This window comes from Streptococcus taonis (assembly GCF_029948085.1).
In the GTDB taxonomy this organism is placed as follows: domain Bacteria; phylum Bacillota; class Bacilli; order Lactobacillales; family Streptococcaceae; genus Streptococcus; species Streptococcus taonis.
On the sequence record NZ_JARZZP010000015.1, the window covers coordinates 26,868 to 46,991 of the forward strand.

Here is a 20,124-nt window from a genome sequence, read left to right on the forward strand (position 1 = left end):
CTACTTTCTTGGTAATTATTGAAAGTTTTAGAGTGTGAGAGTATGGGATTGAGAACTTGTCAACCGATTTCTATCTCCTGGTATTTTTGTTGGCAGTCTTCTTCCAAAAAAAGATATGAGGCATTTAATGATTGAAATATAGTATTTTTGGTTTTGAGGTGAAATAAAACGGTTGCAATTCAGGTGTTGATAGCATCCGGTGTTAGTTTGTGATATAATAGAAATAAAATAATTAATAGAGGTGTAAGGTGGGGAGACGTTTAAAAGAAAATAAAACGAGCAAGTTTCAGCAAAGTTTCAATATTATTTTGTTGTTTCTATATATAGTGCTTACTTGTTTTTTGCTGTTTTTAATATTCAGATATCATATCTTAGCCGTCAGTTATATCAATCTTCTTCTAGCAGCTATTATGGTGTTCATTGCGCTAGTAGCTTTATTTTTAATATCAAATAGAAAAGCTAAGAAGTTTACTTTAATCATGCTCTTGCTATCTATTGTAGCTAGCTCACTAGCCTTGGTTGGAGTTCATCAGTTCGTTAGTTTGGCCAATCATTTAAATGCAACATCTAACTATTCTAGTTACTCCATCAGTGTTGCAGTTTTGGCGGATAGTGAGATTGGTAATGTGTCCCAACTATCCAGTGTGACAGCTCCGACAAAAACAGATGCGGAGAATATCAAAAAACTGCTCGATGATATTAAGACAAGTCAGAATAAAGACCTAAAGGTTGAGGATAGTTCTTCGTATCTTGCGGCTTATAAGAGTCTCTTAGCTGGAGAGACCAAGGCAATTGTTTTGAATAGTGTCTTTGAAAATCTGATTGAACAAGAGTATCCAGAACACGCCAAAAAAATCAAGAAAATTTATACCAAAGAACTAACAAAAACTGTTGAGGCACCTAAGTCTTCTCAAAACAAGGCTTTTAATATCTATATTAGTGGGATTGATACATACGGACCGATTAGCTCTGTTTCTCGTTCGGATGTCAATATCATCATGACGGTTAATCAAGAAACCAAGAAAATTCTCTTGACAACGACCCCTCGTGATGCTTACGTGCCCATAGCTGATGGAGGCAATAACCAAAATGATAAATTGACCCATGCAGGTATTTATGGTGTGGATGCTTCGATTCATACTTTGGAAAATCTTTATGGAATTGACCTAAATTACTATGCACGACTCAACTTCACTTCCTTCTTGAAATTAATTGATCTCTTAGGTGGTGTCGATGTTAATAATGACCAAGAATTTACCTCGCTTCATGGTAATTACCATTTTCCTGTTGGAAATGTTCATCTAGACTCTGAGCAGGCCCTAGGCTTTGTACGCGAGCGGTATTCATTAGCAAATGGCGATGGAGACCGTGGGCGCAATCAACAGAAAGTCATTTCTGCAATTGTCCAGAAACTAACTTCGGCAGAAGCATTGAAAAATTTTGATGATATTATGCAAAGTTTACAGGATTCTATCCAAACTAATATGCCTCCTGAAACAATGGTTAGTTTAGTGAACACCCAACTAGTAAGTGGAGGGAAATATACTGTCATCACTCGAGATCTAAAGGGAACTGGTCGTATGGATCTTCCTTCCTATGCCATGCCTGACAGCAGCCTTTATATGCTAGAGGTAGATCCAAATAGCTTAGAGACACTCAAAACAGAAATTAAAGATATCATGGAAGGAAAATAAGATGATTGATATCCATTCACACATAGTTTTTGATGTAGATGATGGTCCTAAGGATAAGGCAGAAAGTGTAGCGCTTCTGAAGGAGGCCTATGCTCAAGGAGTCCGTACCATCGTTTCGACTTCCCATCGTCGAAAGGGGATGTTTGAAACACCAGAAGAGGACATATTAAGAAATTTTAAAGTTGTCAAGGAGTTGGCTAAAGAGGTTGCTCCTGATTTAACCATCTTGTATGGAGCAGAGATTTATTACAGCAGTGATGCTTTAAACAAATTAGAGAATCAGCAGATTCCACAACTAAACGGCACCCGTTATGCCTTGATAGAATTCAGCATGAATACTCCTTACCGAGACATTCATAATGCACTAACGAATGTTCTCATGTTAGGGATAACACCTGTAATAGCGCATATAGAGCGATACGCTGCTTTGGAAAATAATGAAAAAAGAGTGCGAGACCTCATCAACATGGGATGTTATACACAGGTCAACAGTTCGAGTATCCTTAAACCAAAATTGTTTGGTGATACTTATAAATTCATGAAAAAACGGGCTCGTTATTTCTTAGAGAGGGATTTGGTTCATATAGTTGCTAGTGATATGCACAATCTAGATGGTCGCCCTCCTTATATGAAGGAAGCCTACGAAATAGTGAGTAAAAAGTATGGCCAAGATAAGGCTCGGGAACTCTTTATATTAAATCCCGAAAAAGTCATTAAAGATCAAATTATTTAGGAGTTATAATGAAAGAAAAAGATACTATTGAAATCAATGTTATTCAGTTGTTAAAGGCACTATGGAAAAAGAAACTGCTAATCCTTCTTGTAGCCATCGTAGCAGGAACTGCTGCATTTGCATATAGTAGTTTTGTTGTTAAACCTGAGTATAGAAGTACAACTCGGATCTATGTAGTTAATCGAAACCAAAGTGATAAACCGGGATTGACAAATCAAGATCTACAAGCAGGAGCTTACCTGGTTAAGGACTATCGTGAGATCATTCTTTCCCAAGATGTCCTAGAGAAAGTAGTTGCTGATCTTGGTTTAAACATTAATGCGAAAATATTAGCTAAGAAGATTCAAGTAACGGTTCCCGCAGACACACGTATCGTATCTATTTCAGTTAGTGATCACAAGCCTGACGAAGCAAGTCGAATTGCAAATGCTCTTCGAGATGTTGCGGCACAAAAGATTATTGCGGTCACCCGTGTTTCTGACGTAACTACCTTGGAGGAAGCACGTCCAGCAACTGGACCGTCTTCACCAAATATTCGTCGAAATACCATTATGGGAGTTGTAGCAGGTGCAGGATTAGTGATTGTAGTGGTCTTGTTGCTTGAACTATTCGATGATCGTGTTAAACGTCCAGAAGATATCGAAGATGTTATGGAAATTTCACTCCTTGGAGTCATTCCAGATATGGATAAATTAAAGTAAGGGAGAACTTATGGCGAAGTTAGAATTATCACAACAAAAACTGAACTCTGTAAAAAAAGCAGAAGAGTACTACAATGCTTTACGTACAAATATACAACTGAGTGGGAATAACTTAAAGGTTATTGCCGTTACATCGGTTGACCCTAGCGAAGGAAAGTCTACAACAGTTACTAATGTTGCTTGGGCTTTTGCGCGTGCAGGCTACAAGACACTCTTGATTGATGCTGATATCCGAAATTCAGTTATGTCTGGAGTATTCAAGTCAAGAGAACGAATCACAGGTTTAACTGATTATCTAGCTGGGACACAAGATTTATCTCATGGCCTTTGTGAAACAAACATTGATGATTTGTTTATAATCCAATCAGGGTCACCTTCTCCAAACCCAACAGCTCTTCTTCAAAGTGCCAATTTTGGCTTGATGATTGAAACCTTACGGAAATATTTTGATTACATTATTGTTGATACAGCACCAATCGGAGTTGTAATTGATGCAGCAATTATTGTGCAAAAATGCGATGCATCGATTTTGGTTACAGAAGCTGGCGGAACAAAAAGAAGAGACATTCAAAAAGCTAAAGTTCAGCTAGAACAAACAGGGGTTCCGTTTTTGGGTGCGATTTTAAATAAATTTGATGTTAAACGAGAAAAATATGGATCTTATGGAACTTACGGTTCTTATGGTAAAAGAAAAAAATAAGATAGGGAGTTCAGTATGGAAGGAAGAGGCCTCTACAATATAACTCTGGCACTCTTGCAGAGTATACTTGTTAGTTTATTAGCTTATGTACTGATTGCAATTTCAGAAACTGACATTGTTTTAAATACAGTATTTGTTCTGTTTTTTCTTCACTTTGTCACCTTCTATATCAGTGGATACGGTAAGGATTTTTTTAAACGAGGCCAGTATGTTGAGTTAGTAAAAACAATTAAATATATTATCTTTTATGCTCTGCTGATTAGTTTTTCAAGTTTTTTCTTGAAAGAAAAGTTTGTAATTTCAAGGCGTGGGATGGTATACTTTCTTTCCTTGTATAGTGTTTTGAATTATCTACTCAGTTTCTTTGTGAAGAAATATTGGAGAATCTTCAAACATAATTTGAAGGGGAGTCGTAATATTTTATTGATTACGGCGATGTCACGTACCGAAAAAGTATTGGATCGATTATTAACAGCTAATGATGTTCCAGGGAGAATCGTTGCAGTAAGCGTTTTAGACATGCCAGAGTTTACTCATGATAAGGTCGCCGTTGTGCCGAGGGAACAGTTGCTTTCTTATGCCACGCATGGAGTGGTGGATGAAGTTTTTGTCAATCTCCCAAGTGAGGGCTATGATATCGAGACTGTTATTTCTCAGTTTGAAATAATGGGGATTGATGTAACAGTTAACTTAAATACTTTCGATAAAAGTTTAGGTCGAGATAAACAAATCCATGGGATGGCAGGTTTGAATGTGGTGACATTTTCTACAAACTTTTACAATCCTAGTCATATAATTGCCAAACGAATCCTTGATATTTGTGGAGCTATTGTTGGGTTGCTCCTTTGTGGAATTGCTAGTCTATTTTTGGTCCCCTTGATTCGTAAAGATGGTGGACCAGCTATTTTTGCTCAAACTCGTATAGGGAAAAATGGTCGACATTTTACCTTTTATAAATTTAGATCAATGTGTATTGATGCAGAAGATATCAAGGATCAATTGATGGAGCAAAACACCATGCAAGGTGGGATGTTTAAGATGGATAACGATCCTCGAGTGACCAAGATTGGACACTTTATTCGAAAGACCAGCTTGGATGAATTGCCACAATTTTGGAATGTTTTGATTGGAGACATGAGTTTGGTAGGCACACGCCCACCAACCATAGATGAGTATGAAAAGTACACACCTGAGCAAAAACGTCGTCTCAGCTTTAAACCTGGTATTACAGGTTTGTGGCAAATTAGTGGTCGCAGTGCAATCACAAACTTCGATGATGTTGTAAAACTGGATGTAGCTTATATTGATGGTTGGACCATTTGGAAAGATTTTGAAATATTGCTAAAAACTGTAAAAGTTGTGTTGATGAGAGATGGAGCGAAGTGAGGGATGACAAATAGAATCAAAGTTTTAGGTATTAACATTGATCCTCTTACGATGAGGGAAACAGTGGATGCTGTTGAACAATACGTACTGGGGAAAAGAGCATTACACTTAATGGGAGTTAATGCTGATAAAATTAATCAGTGCCATACAGATGAGAAAATCAAAAAAATTGTTAATGACTCAGGAATCATAAATGCCGACGGCGCTTCCGTTGTTCTTGCAAGTAAGTTTTTAGGAACACCTGTTCCTGAACGAGTGGCAGGGATTGATTTGATGCAATCTCTTTTAGAGTTGTCTAATAATAAAGGGTATTCCGTTTACTTTTTTGGAGCAAAAGAAGAGGTTTTGCAAGATATGCTCAAAGCATTTAAGAATGATTATCCTAATTTGATAGTTGTTGGACACAGAAATGGTTATTTTTCTGCAGATGATGAGCAAGATATTCAAGAAGATATTCGTGAAAAGAACCCTGATTTTGTGTTTGTTGGTATTACGTCTCCTAAAAAAGAATATATTATTCAAAAATTTATGGATAACGGTGTCAATTCGGTATTTATGGGAGTTGGTGGTAGTTTTGATGTCTTGTCTGGTCATATCCAACGAGCACCTCTATGGATGCAAAAGTCAAACCTTGAGTGGTTGTTTCGTGTAGCAAATGAGCCTAAACGCCTCTTTAAGCGTTATTTTGTAGGGAATGTTTCATTCATAGGAAAAGTTTTAAAAGCAAAAAGAGGTGTAAAATATTGAACCAGACAGAAATGGTAAAATTGATTCAGCAAGTTGAATTAGATGCTATAAAAGAGTTTCAAAAAATTTGTAAAGAGAATAATATAGACTTCTTCCTCCGTGGAGGTAGTGTACTTGGGGCAGTCAAATACGATGGCTTTATTCCATGGGATGACGATATGGATATTGCAGTACCTCGTGAAGGCTACGATAGACTTCCGGAAATTTTTAAGGATAGAATTATCGCAGGCAAATATCAGGTTCTTGCTTATCAATATTGCGACACTTTGCATTGTTACTTTCCTCGCCTATTCCTTTTGGAAAATGAAAGAAAACGTTTGGGCTTGCCACGAAATACAAATTTAGGATTGCATTTGATTGATATCATTCCTTTGGACGGTGCTCCAAATCATTCGTTTTTAAGAAAGCTATACTTTGGCAAAGTATACTGGTATCGTTTTTTAGCAAGTTTAGGAACAACCTATGTTGGCGACCATGTGGATATGCATTCCGCTAAGCAAAAACTAATTATTGGTTTATTTAAAAAACTAGGATTTGCAAAACTATTTCCTCAAAATTCTGTCTATAGACGATTGGATAGTCTTTATAAGAAGTATGATTGGAAAAAGCAGCAGTATGCTGGAACTATCAATGCTTCTTTATTTGCTAAAGAAGTTATGCCGGTAGAAATTTGGGGAGAAGGAGTAGAGAAGCCTTTTGAGGATACCTTCTTTAAAGTTCCAACGGAGTATGACCGCTACCTGAAAAGACTTTACGGAGAAAACTATCTTCACGAAGAGCCTAGTGATGATGAAAAGAAATCGCATTTAGGAGGATAAAAATTTGTTTTGTTATATTATTTTGCATTACAAAGTCTTAGAAGAAACTATTTCTTGTGTTAAATCTATAAAAGAAGGCAATTCTAATGCAAAACAGATTGTCATTATTGATAATTTTTCTAATAATGGTACAGGTGAAAAACTACAAGAGATTTATGAATCAGATTCAGAAATTGATGTTTTGATTAACCATGAAAATGCTGGTTTTGCTCGTGGAAATAATGTAGCTTATCAATTTGCTAAGGAAAAGTATAACCCCGATTTCATGGTTATCATGAATAACGATATTGAGATAGAAACAGAAGATTTTGAAAAAATCGTGACAGATATCTATCGTGAGGAAAAATTCCATTTGCTCGGGCCAGATATCTTCTCAACTACTTACCAACTTCACCAAAACCCAAAACGGTTGACACATTATACTTATGAAGAAGTTAAAGCTCTAAATGAAAAATTTAAAAAAGGGAGCCAAGTTAGTCTAGCTTTAAAAATCAAATGTTGGTTGAAAGCTAGTAAATTTCTTCGAACAGCAATCTATCAAAATAGACGTAAAAAAGGCTCAGTGGACTATAGAAAACAGGTAGAAAACCCAATCCTTCATGGTTCCTTTATCGTATATTCGAGAGATTTTATCGAAAAAGAGGAGTATGCTTTTAACCCTAATACCTTCTTTTACTATGAAACAGAGATATTAGATTATGAAGCTGAATTAAAAGGATACAAGAGAATTTATACACCGAAGATTAAGATATTGCACCATCAAAATGTTGCAACTAATCAGGTTTATACAAACTTAGTAGAAAAAACCTTATTTTCAAACAAATGCAACTTTGAATCCACTAGTTATTTTTTAACTTTAATGGAGAAAAACAAAATTAGTCGGTAATTATTAAAAGTGAATAAAAAAAATGATGAAAAAAATTTTATATGTGACAAATGTTGATTGGAATTGGATAAAACAGCGTCCACAATTTATTGCAGAAAGCTTATCTAATTTTTATGAGATACTAGTTCTGTATCGCTATTGGTATAATAGAAAAGGGTTGACTGAGGATAGAAATACTAATATTACAAATATATCACGTATTTATGCCCTACCTTTTGTTAATAGGTCACCTAAACTAAAGCAACTGAATGATAAAATTGTTGCTTGGAATATTCGAAGAAAAGTTAAGGCTTTTAAACCAGAATATGTATATTTGACAAATCCAATGCAGTTTGCCTCTCTTGTAGACAATTCAGAACAAAAAATAATATATGATTGTATGGATTATCATGTGGCTTTTATAGAAGATAGAGAAGAACGCCAGCGATTAAAGGATTTAGAAGAGAAACTGGTCAATAGAGCTAATTTAATCTTGGTTTCGAGTGAGAAATTAAGAGAAAATATTATTTCTGATTATAACTTGGAAGAACAGGTTGATAAAATAGTGGTTGTTAGAAATGGTTATAATGGTAAAATTTTAAGCATTCCTACTCAGCATAAAAAGAATAACCAAAAGCTTGTACTTGCATATGTTGGAACTATCAGTCATTGGTTTGATTTTGATATCATTTTACGAAGTTTAGAAGATTTTGATAATATTGAATATAAGTTGATTGGTCCGATTAGCAAAGCTGTTATTCCTGAACATGATAGAATTCATTATTTAGGAAGTGTACCACACGAGAAGATTTATCAGTATATTGAGAATGCAGATGTTCTTATTATGCCGTTTCAAATTAATGATATTGTTGAAGCAGTGGATCCGGTTAAGTTGTATGAATATATTAACTTTAACAAAAATATACTTACGGTATGTTATAAGGAAATTCTGAGATTTGAACCATTTGTATACATGTATTCAAATTATTCAGATTACCAAATGAATCTGGTGCAATTGATTGAAAATAATAATTTGAAATATGACAGTATAGCTAGAGAAGATTTTTTGAAAAGTAATACTTGGGAAAAAAGAGCGGAGATGATTCATCAGCTGATTAATCAATTGTAGTTTTTTTGTGGAGAGATGAATGAAGAGACAGAAGTTTGAATTTATAGAGATTCTATACTATTTTACAGTGATGCTATCAGTGGGAATGTTTCTTATGTTTTCCCTCAACTTATATTGGCATAGAAACTTATTAACTATTTTATCTATTGCACTCTTATTTTTAATGATTCCTATACTGATTGTTAATGCTAAAAGAATTTCTAAATCTGCTTTTATCTATGGAACTTTTTTATCTATATGTATTATATATGAGATATTAAGAGCTAAAACTCTTTATAATTACAGTGTGAGTAATATTTTTTTGGCATCCCGGCAATATATATGGATTTTTCTATTTTTTGTATTGATTTACCTTTTTAAAAACAAACAAGAAAACATGAGAAAAATTTTAGATAATACACTCAATATTTTTATGTTTTCTCTTGGGATTAGAGCATTCACTTGGTTTTTATATACACTATTTCAAGTTGAACTATTTCCATCTATTTTAAGAGAATTCGGAGATTTGTGGTATCGAAATGAATTTTCGGTACGAATAGATGGAACGCCATTAATTATAGTAGGTTTACTAATCTCCTCTTTTTTCTATTTTAAATTTGGAAATAGGAAATACTTTTATTATTTGTTCTTGATATTAATGTATATAACATTTGTAAATCAGACAAGAATGCTACTGGTTTCTGTTTTGATTTCAATTTTCCTCATGTTTGTATATTCTAGAAGAACTTCTAGATTGCTCACCTCTTTAAGTTTTATAATTGTAATTATAGTATTCGTTTATGGAGGTGGATTGGATTATATTAAAGCGTATTTAAATATAGATACTGGATCATTTGATATGGGGTTAGGATTTAGATACTGGGAGTTGAAATACTATCTTGGTTTATTATCTAATGATGTATGGAAACTAGGAGTTGGAATTCTAACATCAAGCAACATAAATAGTAATTTTATTTTGGCTGGACCAGGTGCCGTTAAGATGTATCTAGATGATTTAGGTTTTTTAGAGTTATTCGTTCAATTTGGTGTAGCTGCAATTTTTATGTATGGTTATATATTTTATAAAATAATCAATTTAATTCTAAGAATGTCAAATGATAAATATAGAGTTGACCGAGCCTTTTTTATTGCACTCTTAACTAATTTAATAATTACTTCAATTTCTTTAAATATCTTTGGAGCGCAGAGAAGTTTCTCATTGGCAATTGTTCTTGCATTAATATTCTACTATGACTATAGGCTAAAAAATGACATAGAAAATTAGGTGTATAATGGATAAAGTATGTATAGTTATTCTCAATTATAATAATTATGAAGATACGATTGAATGTGTACAAAGTTTGAGAAGTACTATAAAATCAAATAAGTATGACATCGTGATTGTAGATAATAATTCGGTTAATGATAGTGTCAAAGAGTTATCCAGGGCGCTATCCCCTATTAAGATTATTACTAGTTTAGAAAATAGAGGATATGCGAATGGAAACAATATTGGAATAAAGTATGCTGAGGATAATGGATATGATTACATTTGTATACTAAACAACGATACACTAATTGAGGTTGATTTTTTGGAATCGTGTAAACGAGAACTAGAAGATAATTCCTCTGTTGCTTTTGTTAGTCCAGTGTTAGTTGAATATAAAAATAATAACTTGGTACAATCTACAGGTGGTGATATTTTTATTAATAGAGGAATTGTAACTTTAAAAAATCATGGTGCTCAGAGAGACAAACTTCCTTCTAAAATCGAAAGTGACTATATTGGGGGAGCGTGTTTAATGTTCAAAACCTCTATCTTGAAAATTATTGGATATATACCTGAAAGCTATTTTCTATTTTATGAAGAAACTGAATGGTGTTATAGAGCTAAAAAGTTAGGCTATAAGAATATATGTCTTACTCAAAGTTATGTTTATCATAAAGGTTCGGTCTCTATAAAAGCGGTCAATGGACTTCAAGAATATTTAATGGCGAGAAATAGAGTTGTATTTGTTCGTAGAAATGTAAATAGTAAACTAAGGTATACTGTTTTCTTGATCTATTTATTCATGCAACAACTTTATCATTGTTTCTCGAGAAGTGATTGTTCTAAAAGAAAGTATAAATATTATTTAGATGGTGTATTTAATAGAATTGATCCAACCTACCCATTTATTTTCATAAACGAATAAGTTACTACTTATAACTGTAGATATACCAAGATAGGTAGATTAAATAAGCAAAGAAAGTGGTCATTATAGGACCATAATTAAAAATAGTTAGGTGAAACATGGAAGTGTTTGATATATCTCAAATAAAAACAAAAACAGTTGCATTTGATTTTTTTGATACTGTTGTACATAGGAATTGTCATCCTGAGCAAACTTTGTATCAGTGGGCTAAGGAAATGGCTTTGGAGCTGAATTTTGATGTATCTCCTGCAATATTATACAAGATCAGAAAAAGTGTCGAAAACAATAAAGAGTTAGGCACTGAAGAAATGTGTTATCTAGATCTTTTGTCTGGAATATATAATAAAATTAAAGATAAGATAAAAAATACATCGAAAGAAGAGTTTATTCATAGAGCTAAAATTCTAGAGTTGAAAATTGAGTTACAACATATTTACTTGGATTCGGAAATTAAAGAAGTTTTAAAAAAATTGAAAAGTGATTCAAAACAGATTATCTTAGTTTCGGATTTTTATACTGATAAGGAATTAATAGAAACTATATTAAAAAAATTTGAAATTTTTGATTATTTTTCTTCTATCTATATTTCGAGTGAGAAAGCTTGCCGTAAATCCACAGGAAATTTATATAAGTTAATTTTAAAAGAATTAGGCTTAAATCCTATAGACATTACCATGATAGGAGATAATTATAAATCTGATTATGAAGTACCGCGTTCTCTAGGATTAAATGCTATTTATAGACAATACATAGATAAAAATACAACGGTAGCAGAGAAAGAGTTGGTAAGACTCTATAATCAAATTTTATTTTCTAACAGTAAAAAAGCACCGTTTAATATTTTTTTAGCTGACATCGTATTCTTTATTTCGAAATTGCATAAAAAGATGATTCAAGATGATGTTCAAATAGCACTCTTTTGCTCAAGAGAAGGACAGTTATTGAAAAGACTTTTTGATATATATCAAGATACTTTTTTGGGGAAAAATCAAAAGATTTGTACAGAATATTTTTATGTTTCTAGACGATCGACATTATATTCTTCTTTTACTTCTTTAGAGAATGAAGAATTTGAGATGATTTTTCGTCAATATAAAAAAATTACATTACAAAATTTCTTGTTAAATTTAAACTTTTCTGATAATGAAATCATATTGATTTGTCAAGATTTAAAAGAGAAACCAACATATGTATTAACAGTAGACGATCATTTATTAGAGAAATTAAAAAAACATCCTCAGTTCATTACGAAGTTCAATAAAGAGAAAAAAGACAGTCAATTACTACGTGATTATATAGAACGTTTAACTAAAAACCAAAATGAAGTATATTTAGTCGATGTGGGTTGGAAAGGAACGATACAAGATAGTATCAAAAAGGCTCTTCCAGACAAGAGAATAGTAGGTTATTATCTAGGATTGATGCTCAATGTTTACTCAGTAGAAAATAAAACGGATAAAACTGGTCTATTATTTTCTGATTATCCAAATAAATCGGAATTTTATGATATTGTAAGTAGAAATTTTGAATTTTATGAAGATATTTTTGTAGCAGATCATGGTCCAGTTTTGAAATATAAAAAAGATAGTGAAATTATTCCCATTCTTGAAGATGATAAGAAACATGTGAGTATTTATCAGGCAGTTAAAGATTATCAAGAAGAGTTAGTATTTGGATTTTCAGAAATTTTGGAAGCTTATAAGAAAATGAAGTTTCTCCCTTTTGAACAAAAAAATCTATGGCTAATGATGTCGCTAAAAAAAGAATGTATTTATATACCTAAGTTACAATCATTTTCTGAATCTTTAAAAGAAAAAGTTGTTGAAAATTTTGGTGAGATAGTAACTCTTAAGACTACGAAAAAATCTTTAAAAACGTTATTAAGAGAGAAAAGCGATCTACTTTGGGTTGATTTCGTTTATAGATTGTTTGGTGGTGTCAATTTCCTATTTATTCCAGAATTATATACAAGAGTTATATTTTTATTGAAATATTTAGATTTGAAATTGAGGTTGAAAAATTATGGGGAATAAATCCATAAAGTTGAATGCATTATTAAATATTGTCCTGACGCTATCAAATATCATCTTCCCATTAATCACTTTTCCTTATATATCTAGAATATTGAATCCAACTGGTATAGGTTTAACTTCATTTTTTAGTTCAATAGGGAATTATGGTATTTTACTTGCTTCTCTGGGAATTTCAACTTATGGTATCAAAGCAGTAGCAAGTGTTAGAGATGATAGAGACAAGTTGTCAAAGGTAGTGCAGGAGTTAATGATTATAAACGTTGCTATGTCTATAATAACAACTGCAATACTATTACTTTTGACTATATTTATAACACAATTGAATAAAGAATTTTCACTCTTATTGCTCACATGTGGGACAATTTTATCTTCTCCTTTTGCCTTAAATTGGTTGTATAGTGGAATGGAAGAATATACTTATATTACTACCCGGTCAGTAGTGTTTAAAATTTTATCATTAATATTGATTTTTCTACTTGTGAAAAGGCCAGAGGATTATATTGTTTTTGCTAGTATTTCATTGTTTTCTTCTCTAAGTTCAAATATCTTAAATCTATGGCATAGCCGACATTTCATTAATATTAAATTATATAAAAATTTACAATTTAAACATCATTTTAAACCAATGTGGTATTTATTTGCCTCATTACTTGCGGTAAATATTTATACTAATTTAGATACAGTTATGCTCGGTTTTATTAATGGTAATGAGGCTGTGGGATACTATTCTGTGGCATCAAAGGTTAAGTGGATTTTGCTTTCTCTTATTACATCTATTAGTGCAGTTTTGCTACCGAGACTTTCATTTTATATTAGTAAAAATGACACCTCGAATTTTAGAAAAATATTAAAGGAGTCATCTGCGGTTATATTTTTTATTGCGATTCCATTGATGGTATTCTTTATTGTAGAGGCGAAAGATAGTATCTTATTACTAGGAGGAAGTCAGTATCTTCCTGCGACCTTAGCCATGCAAATACTTATGCCAATTTTACTTATTTCTGGTTTCTCGAATATTACAGGAAATCAAATATTGATTCCAATGAATAGAGAAAAATATTTTATGGTTGCAGTAACGATTGGTGCTGTGATTAATCTTATTTTGAATCTACTGTTAATGCCTAATTTTGGAATTATTGGTGCTTCTGTCGCAACTCTTTTTGCGGAATTGTCGCAGATGATGGTACAACTACATTTTTCAAAAGAATATTTAGTATCAAATATATCGATAAAGAGTTTGGTTAATGTGATAATTGCAACAGTTGTTTCTACAATACCACTAATCATTTTGAATCAGCTGATAACGATAACTATACCATTTTATTCTCTAATGCTAGCAGGTTTTGCTTTCTTTTCATTATATTTAGTAATTCTGCTTTTATTAAAGGAGGAAGTGACGATTCAATTATTTTCTCTTCTTGCAAAGAAGAAGTAAATTGGTCAAAAATTGAAATGTATAAACAAATAAAGAATTTAATTATTGATTTAGGAGGAAATCATGAAGATAATGCTAGTTTTTGGTACACGTCCAGAAGCGATAAAAATGTGTCCATTAGTGAATGAGTTGAAAAAACAGGCAGATATGGAAACAGTTGTTTGTGTAACTGGTCAGCACAAGGAGATGGTTATCCCTGTTTTGGAATTGTTTGGAGTTCAACCAGACTATGATTTAGAAATAATGAAAGCTAATCAAACCTTGTTCTCTATAACAACAAGTATTTTAGAAAAAATTAAACCTGTTTTAGAAGAAGAACAACCAGATATTGTTCTAGTTCACGGTGACACTACTACAACATATGCAGCAGCTTTGGCAGCATTTTATCTTGGAATTAAGGTTGGCCATGTTGAAGCTGGGTTACGAACTTACAACCTGCAAAGTCCCTTCCCAGAAGAATTTAATAGACAATCGACTTCTATTATTGCAAATTATCATTTTGCTCCAACTGAATTGGCTAAAGAAAATCTTTTAAAAGAGGGTAGAGAGAATGTTTATGTAACTGGAAATACAGTTATTGATGCACTTACAACTACAGTACAAAAGGATTATACACACCCTGATTTAGATTTAAACGTTGACACTCGTCTTATTCTACTAACTGCTCATAGACGTGAAAATCTCGGAGAACCTATGAAACACATGTTTAGAGCTGTTAAACGAGTTTTAAATGAATACGATGATGTTAAGGTAATTTATCCAATTCATAAAAATCCCTTGGTGCGTGAAACAGCTGCGGAAATTTTTGGAGACACAGAACGTATTCAGATTATTGAACCTTTGGATGTTCTTGATTTTCATAATTTCATGAATCATAGTTACATGATTTTAACTGATTCAGGAGGAGTTCAGGAAGAGGCTCCTTCTTTAGGAAAGCCTGTATTGGTCATGCGAGATACGACAGAAAGACCTGAAGGAGTAGCTGCCGGAACGTTGAAATTGGTTGGAACTGATGAGGAGACTATTTATCAAAACTTTAAGATGCTTTTAGACGATTCCGAAGAATATAAAAAAATGAGTCAAGCTAGTAATCCTTATGGAAATGGTGATGCTAGTAAACAGATAGTTCGTATTTTACGCGGAATTTAAGCGAGGCTAGGTAAAGTAATAATATAGAAAGGTACCCTACTATGAAAGGTATTATTCTCGCGGGTGGTTCGGGGACACGTTTATATCCATTGACTCGAGCTGCATCAAAACAACTGATGCCGGTTTATGATAAACCGATGATTTACTATCCACTTTCAACTTTGATGTTGGCTGGGATTAGGGATATTTTGATTATCTCAACTCCTCAAGATTTGCCTCGTTTCAAAGAACTTTTGCAAGATGGCTCTGAGTTCGGGATTAAACTTTCTTACGCGGAGCAACCGAGTCCAGATGGTTTGGCGCAAGCCTTTATCATTGGTGAAGAGTTTATTGGTGATGATAGAGTTGCTCTGATCTTGGGTGACAATATCTATCACGGTCCTGGCCTTTCGAAGATGCTACAAAAAGCGGCTAGTAAGGAGTCAGGAGCGACTGTTTTTGGTTACCATGTGAAGGACCCAGAACGGTTCGGTGTTGTTGAGTTTGATGAAGACATGAACGCCATTTCTATCGAAGAAAAGCCAGAACATCCTCGTTCAAATTATGCAGTTACAGGTCTCTATTTTTACGATAATGATGTAGTAGAAATTGCCAAAAGTATTAAACCAAGCCCGCGTGGTGAATTGGAAATTACAGACGTTAACAAGGCTTACCTAGATCGCGGAGATTTATCCGTTGAGGTTATGGGACGTGGCTTTGCCTGGTTGGATACGGGCACTCATGAAAGTTTGCTAGAGGCTTCACAATATATCGAAACAGTCCAACGTATGCAAAATGTTCAGGTTGCAAACTTGGAAGAAATTGCTTACCGCATGGGCTATATCAATCACGAAGATGTGTTGGCCTTAGCCCAACCACTTAAGAAAAATGAATACGGACAGTATCTGCTCCGTTTGATTGGAGAAGCATAGATGACAGATAATTTTTTCGGCAAGGCACTTGCAGCACGTAAGGTTGATGCAATTCCAGGTATGTTGGAGTTCGATATTCCCGTTCATGGAGATAATCGTGGCTGGTTTAAAGAAAATTTCCAAAAGGAAAAAATGCTTCCACTTGGATTTCCAGAGTCTTTCTTTGCAGAAGGAAAATTGCAAAACAATGTATCTTTCTCACGTAAAAATGTCCTTCGAGGCCTCCACGCAGAGCCTTGGGATAAGTACATCTCTGTAGCAGATGGAGGGAAAGTTCTGGGTTCTTGGGTTGATCTACGCGAGGGTGAAACCTTTGGGAATACCTATCAGACAGTCATTGATGCAAGTAAGGGAATCTTTGTTCCTAGAGGTGTGGCCAATGGTTTCCAAGTCCTATCAGATACAGTTTCTTATAGTTATCTGGTCAATGACTACTGGGCTCTCGAGCTCAAACCTAAGTATGCCTTTGTGAACTACGCTGACCCAAGCCTTGGCATTGAATGGGAAAATCTTGCAGAAGCAGAGGTTTCAGAAGCTGATAAAAATCATCCACTACTTAAGGATGTAAAACCTTTGAAAAAAGAAGATTTGTAAAAAGGGAAGAATATGACTGAATACAAAAAAATTATCGTGACAGGTGGAGCTGGTTTTATCGGTTCCAACTTTGTCCACTATGTTTACAAGAATTTTCCAGATGTTCATGTGACAGTCTTGGACAAGTTGACTTATGCTGGGAACCGCGCTAATATTGAGGAAATTTTAGGTGATCGTGTTGAGTTAGTTGTTGGGGACATTGCGGATGCAGAGTTGGTAGACAAGTTGGCAGCTCAAGCAGATGCTATCGTTCACTATGCTGCTGAGAGTCACAATGATAATTCACTCAATGATCCATCGCCATTTATTCATACTAACTTTATCGGAACCTATACTCTTTTGGAAGCAGCTCGTAAATATAATATTCGTTTCCACCATGTGTCTACAGATGAAGTTTATGGAGACCTTCCTCTACGTGAGGATTTGCCAGGTCATGGTGAAGGTCCAGGTGAGAAATTTACCGCTGATACCAAATACAATCCAAGCTCTCCTTACTCTTCAACCAAGGCAGCTTCAGACTTGATTGTCAAAGCCTGGGTACGATCATTTGGAGTCAAGGCAACGATTTCTAACTGTTCAAATAACTACGGTCCTTATCAACACATTGAAAAATTTATCCCACGTCAGATTACCAACATCCTAAGTGGAATTAAGCCAAAACTTTACGGTGAAGGTAAGAACGTTCGTGACTGGATTCATACCAATGACCATTCTTCAGGTGTATGGACAATCTTGACAAAAGGGCAAATCGGTGAAACCTACTTGATTGGTGCTGATGGCGAGAAGAACAACAAGGAAGTTTTAGAACTAATCCTTAAGGAAATGGGACAACCTGCCGATGCCTATGATCATGTGACTGATCGTGCAGGACATGACCTTCGTTATGCGATTGACGCAAGCAAGCTCCGTGATGAGTTGGGCTGGAAACCAGAATTCACCAACTTCGAACAAGGTCTCAAAGAAACCATTCAATGGTACAGAGATAACCAAGAATGGTGGCAAGGAGAAAAAGAAGCTGTTGAAGCCAACTACGCTAAAACACAAGAGGTTCTTGAAAAATAAAAGGCAGAAACTTTCTGCTTTTTATTGCTATACCGAAGAATTGTGAATCAGTTGAAAGGAAGAAAAATGATTTTAATTACAGGGGCAAATGGCCAATTAGGAACGGAACTTCGTTATTTATTAGATGAGCGTAATGAGGAATATGTTGCGGTTGATGTGGCTGAGATGGATATTACCGATGCAGAAATGGTGGAGAAAGTTTTTGAAGAGGTGAAACCTACTTTAGTTTACCACTGTGCAGCCTACACCGCTGTTGATGCAGCAGAGGATGAAGGGAAAGAATTGGACTTCGCCATCAATGTGACAGGGACAGAAAATGTCGCAAAAGCATCCGAAAAGCATGGTGCAACTCTAGTCTACATCTCTACAGATTATGTCTTTGACGGTAAGAAACCAGTTGGACAGGAGTGGGAAGTGGATGACAAACCAGATCCTCAAACTGAATATGGTCGTACTAAGCGTATGGGAGAGGAACTTGTAGAAAAACACGTTTCAAACTTCTATATTATCCGTACTGCCTGGGTTTTTGGAAATTACGGCAAAAACTTCGTCTTCACAATGCAAAATCTTGCTAAAACTCATAAGACCTTGACAGTTGTAAATGATCAACATGGTAGACCAACCTGGACGCGTACCTTGGCCGAGTTCATGACTTTCCTAGCTGAAAATCGCAAGGAATTTGGTTATTATCATTTGTCAAATGATGCGACGGGAGACACAACTTGGTATGACTTTGCGGTTGAAATTTTGAAAGATACAGATGTCGAAGTCAAGCCAGTAGACTCAAGCCAATTTCCTGCCAAAGCTAAACGTCCCCTAAACTCAACGATGAGTCTGGCCAAAGCCAAATCTACAGGATTTGTCATCCCAACTTGGCAAGATGCCTTGAAAGAATTTTATAAACAAGAAGTGAGATAAGCAATAGAATGATTTTCTAGTCTAATAAAAGAGGCGGATAATGAACTCCAAAGGAGCTTAAGATGTACGATTATCTGTTGTAGGTGTGGGCCTTTTTTGGTGCAGTGTTTGTCCATGAAGCGACCTTAAAAGGCAAAAAGTAAAAGTCATTGAAAAAGGAATCACATCGCGGGTAATATCTATACCCGTGAAGAGGAAGGTATTCAAGTTCATCAGTATGGAGGGAAGAATAGTATGATAAAATATTTTTTAAAAGCATTAGAATTTAATATGATTAAGAAGAAAAGATTAGATTTAAAAAATTCTGACTTCACGATAATAAGCTCTAACTGTCTTGGAGGTGTAATAAGTCATAAATTAGGGCTTAAATTTATGTCTCCAACAGTGAACTTGTTTATCGAACCCAGCTCATTTGTTAAGTTTTGTAAGAATTTGACTTACTATTTTGAGCAACCACTAGCGGAAAAAGAATGGTCAGGTGATTATCCGATCGCTTTATGTAATGATATAGAGATACATGGTTTACATTATAAAAATTTTTCAGAATTAAAAGATAAATGGAATGAAAGAAAGAGAAGAGTAAATTTGGACAATTTATTTATTTTCATGATAGAGCGGGATGGATGTACATATGAAGATATATTGGAATTTGATAAATTATCCTATAAAAATAAAGTTGTGTTCGTAAGTAAGGAGATGCCAGAAATAAAGTCTGCCATACATATTCCAAAAGCTAATGAAACAATTAATGGTAAAATACAAGTGAAAAGTCTACTAGGATATAGAAATATACTGGTAGGAAAAAGAGATATTGATCTTTTTGATTATATTAAATTTTTTAATGAAGGAATAATACAATTAAATAGAAAATAGGGATATTTTTGAAATAAAATATGAAATTTTGATTAATAAAACTCTAAGCAGGCAGATCCTGCTAACTCATGACAAAATAAGATGAAATCCGTCATTGCTTGCACCCATAAGATTCTTAGAATCATTTACAAACTACTCTCCATCAAGCAGACTTATCAAACAGAAAAGGCGCTAGGACTGAGGAAACAGTTCTAACGCCCAA

The 20,124-nt window shown here is 34.2% G+C and carries 19 protein-coding genes; all 19 read left to right on the top strand.

What is annotated here, in order from left to right; translation table 11 throughout:
- Positions 1 to 248: 248 nt before the first annotated feature.
- The 19 genes from cpsA to QEZ38_RS08515 all read left to right on the top strand — a co-directional run bounded on the left by cpsA (position 249) and on the right by QEZ38_RS08515 (position 19,922).
- Positions 249 to 1,694 carry an LCP family glycopolymer transferase CpsA gene (gene cpsA / locus QEZ38_RS08425; RefSeq protein WP_281335617.1) on the top strand — a complete coding sequence of 482 codons (1,446 nt, stop codon included), beginning with the start codon at positions 249 to 251 and terminating at the stop codon, positions 1,692 to 1,694.
- 1 nt (position 1,695) lies between these two features.
- The gene (cps4B, locus tag QEZ38_RS08430) at positions 1,696 to 2,427 is read left to right on the top strand and encodes a capsular polysaccharide biosynthesis protein Cps4B (protein WP_281335618.1); all 732 of its coding nucleotides are present in this window, start codon (positions 1,696 to 1,698) and stop codon (positions 2,425 to 2,427) included.
- Between the two features lie 8 nt (positions 2,428 to 2,435).
- On the top strand, positions 2,436 to 3,128 hold the full coding sequence (locus QEZ38_RS08435; protein ID WP_281335619.1) for a CspC family polysaccharide chain length determinant protein: 693 nt from the start codon (positions 2,436 to 2,438) through the stop codon (positions 3,126 to 3,128).
- Positions 3,129 to 3,138: 10 nt separating this feature from the next.
- Complete coding sequence (locus tag QEZ38_RS08440) at positions 3,139 to 3,828, top strand: tyrosine-protein kinase (protein WP_281335620.1); 690 nt, start codon at positions 3,139 to 3,141, stop codon at positions 3,826 to 3,828.
- 15 nt (positions 3,829 to 3,843) lie between these two features.
- Positions 3,844 to 5,214, top strand: a complete 1,371-nt coding sequence (locus QEZ38_RS08445) for a sugar transferase (RefSeq protein ID WP_281335621.1) — start codon at positions 3,844 to 3,846, stop codon at positions 5,212 to 5,214.
- A 3-nt stretch (positions 5,215 to 5,217) separates the two neighbouring features.
- Positions 5,218 to 5,961 (top strand): WecB/TagA/CpsF family glycosyltransferase, encoded by a 744-nt coding sequence (locus QEZ38_RS08450; protein WP_281335622.1) that lies wholly within the window; start codon positions 5,218 to 5,220, stop codon positions 5,959 to 5,961.
- Positions 5,958 to 6,779, top strand: coding sequence for a LicD family protein (locus tag QEZ38_RS08455; protein WP_281335623.1), 822 nt, complete (start codon positions 5,958 to 5,960; stop codon positions 6,777 to 6,779). Before QEZ38_RS08450 ends, QEZ38_RS08455 begins: the two co-directional genes overlap by 4 nt.
- Before the next feature lie 4 nt (positions 6,780 to 6,783).
- Positions 6,784 to 7,665: a glycosyltransferase gene (locus QEZ38_RS08460; protein WP_281335624.1), complete on the top strand. Its 882-nt coding sequence runs from the start codon at positions 6,784 to 6,786 to the stop codon at positions 7,663 to 7,665.
- A 25-nt stretch (positions 7,666 to 7,690) separates the two neighbouring features.
- A complete protein-coding gene (locus QEZ38_RS08465; RefSeq protein ID WP_025170933.1) occupies positions 7,691 to 8,773 on the top strand; it encodes a glycosyltransferase family protein in 1,083 nt (360 codons plus the stop codon).
- 19 nt (positions 8,774 to 8,792) lie between these two features.
- Positions 8,793 to 10,037, top strand: a complete 1,245-nt coding sequence (locus QEZ38_RS08470; RefSeq protein ID WP_281335625.1) for a polymerase — start codon at positions 8,793 to 8,795, stop codon at positions 10,035 to 10,037.
- A gap of 7 nt (positions 10,038 to 10,044) precedes the next feature.
- Positions 10,045 to 10,947: a glycosyltransferase family 2 protein gene (locus QEZ38_RS08475; RefSeq protein WP_281335626.1), complete on the top strand. Its 903-nt coding sequence runs from the start codon at positions 10,045 to 10,047 to the stop codon at positions 10,945 to 10,947.
- A 98-nt stretch (positions 10,948 to 11,045) separates the two neighbouring features.
- Positions 11,046 to 12,980, top strand: coding sequence for an HAD-IA family hydrolase (locus QEZ38_RS08480; RefSeq protein WP_281335627.1), 1,935 nt, complete (start codon positions 11,046 to 11,048; stop codon positions 12,978 to 12,980).
- A complete protein-coding gene (locus QEZ38_RS08485; protein ID WP_342760443.1) occupies positions 12,970 to 14,415 on the top strand; it encodes a flippase in 1,446 nt (481 codons plus the stop codon). Before QEZ38_RS08480 ends, QEZ38_RS08485 begins: the two co-directional genes overlap by 11 nt.
- A 60-nt stretch (positions 14,416 to 14,475) precedes the next feature.
- Positions 14,476 to 15,564, top strand: coding sequence for a non-hydrolyzing UDP-N-acetylglucosamine 2-epimerase (gene wecB / locus QEZ38_RS08490; protein ID WP_281335637.1), 1,089 nt, complete (start codon positions 14,476 to 14,478; stop codon positions 15,562 to 15,564).
- Positions 15,565 to 15,605: 41 nt separating this feature from the next.
- Positions 15,606 to 16,475: a glucose-1-phosphate thymidylyltransferase RfbA gene (rfbA, locus tag QEZ38_RS08495; protein ID WP_281335629.1), complete on the top strand. Its 870-nt coding sequence runs from the start codon at positions 15,606 to 15,608 to the stop codon at positions 16,473 to 16,475.
- A complete protein-coding gene (locus QEZ38_RS08500) occupies positions 16,476 to 17,069 on the top strand; it encodes a dTDP-4-dehydrorhamnose 3,5-epimerase family protein (protein ID WP_153225226.1) in 594 nt (197 codons plus the stop codon).
- Between the two features lie 12 nt (positions 17,070 to 17,081).
- Positions 17,082 to 18,131, top strand: coding sequence for a dTDP-glucose 4,6-dehydratase (gene rfbB, locus QEZ38_RS08505; protein ID WP_153225224.1), 1,050 nt, complete (start codon positions 17,082 to 17,084; stop codon positions 18,129 to 18,131).
- Between the two features lie 66 nt (positions 18,132 to 18,197).
- Positions 18,198 to 19,049: a dTDP-4-dehydrorhamnose reductase gene (gene rfbD / locus QEZ38_RS08510; RefSeq protein WP_281335630.1), complete on the top strand. Its 852-nt coding sequence runs from the start codon at positions 18,198 to 18,200 to the stop codon at positions 19,047 to 19,049.
- Positions 19,050 to 19,283: 234 nt separating this feature from the next.
- Positions 19,284 to 19,922 (top strand): DUF1919 domain-containing protein, encoded by a 639-nt coding sequence (locus QEZ38_RS08515; RefSeq protein ID WP_075231294.1) that lies wholly within the window; start codon positions 19,284 to 19,286, stop codon positions 19,920 to 19,922.
- Positions 19,923 to 20,124: the final 202 nt, after the last annotated feature.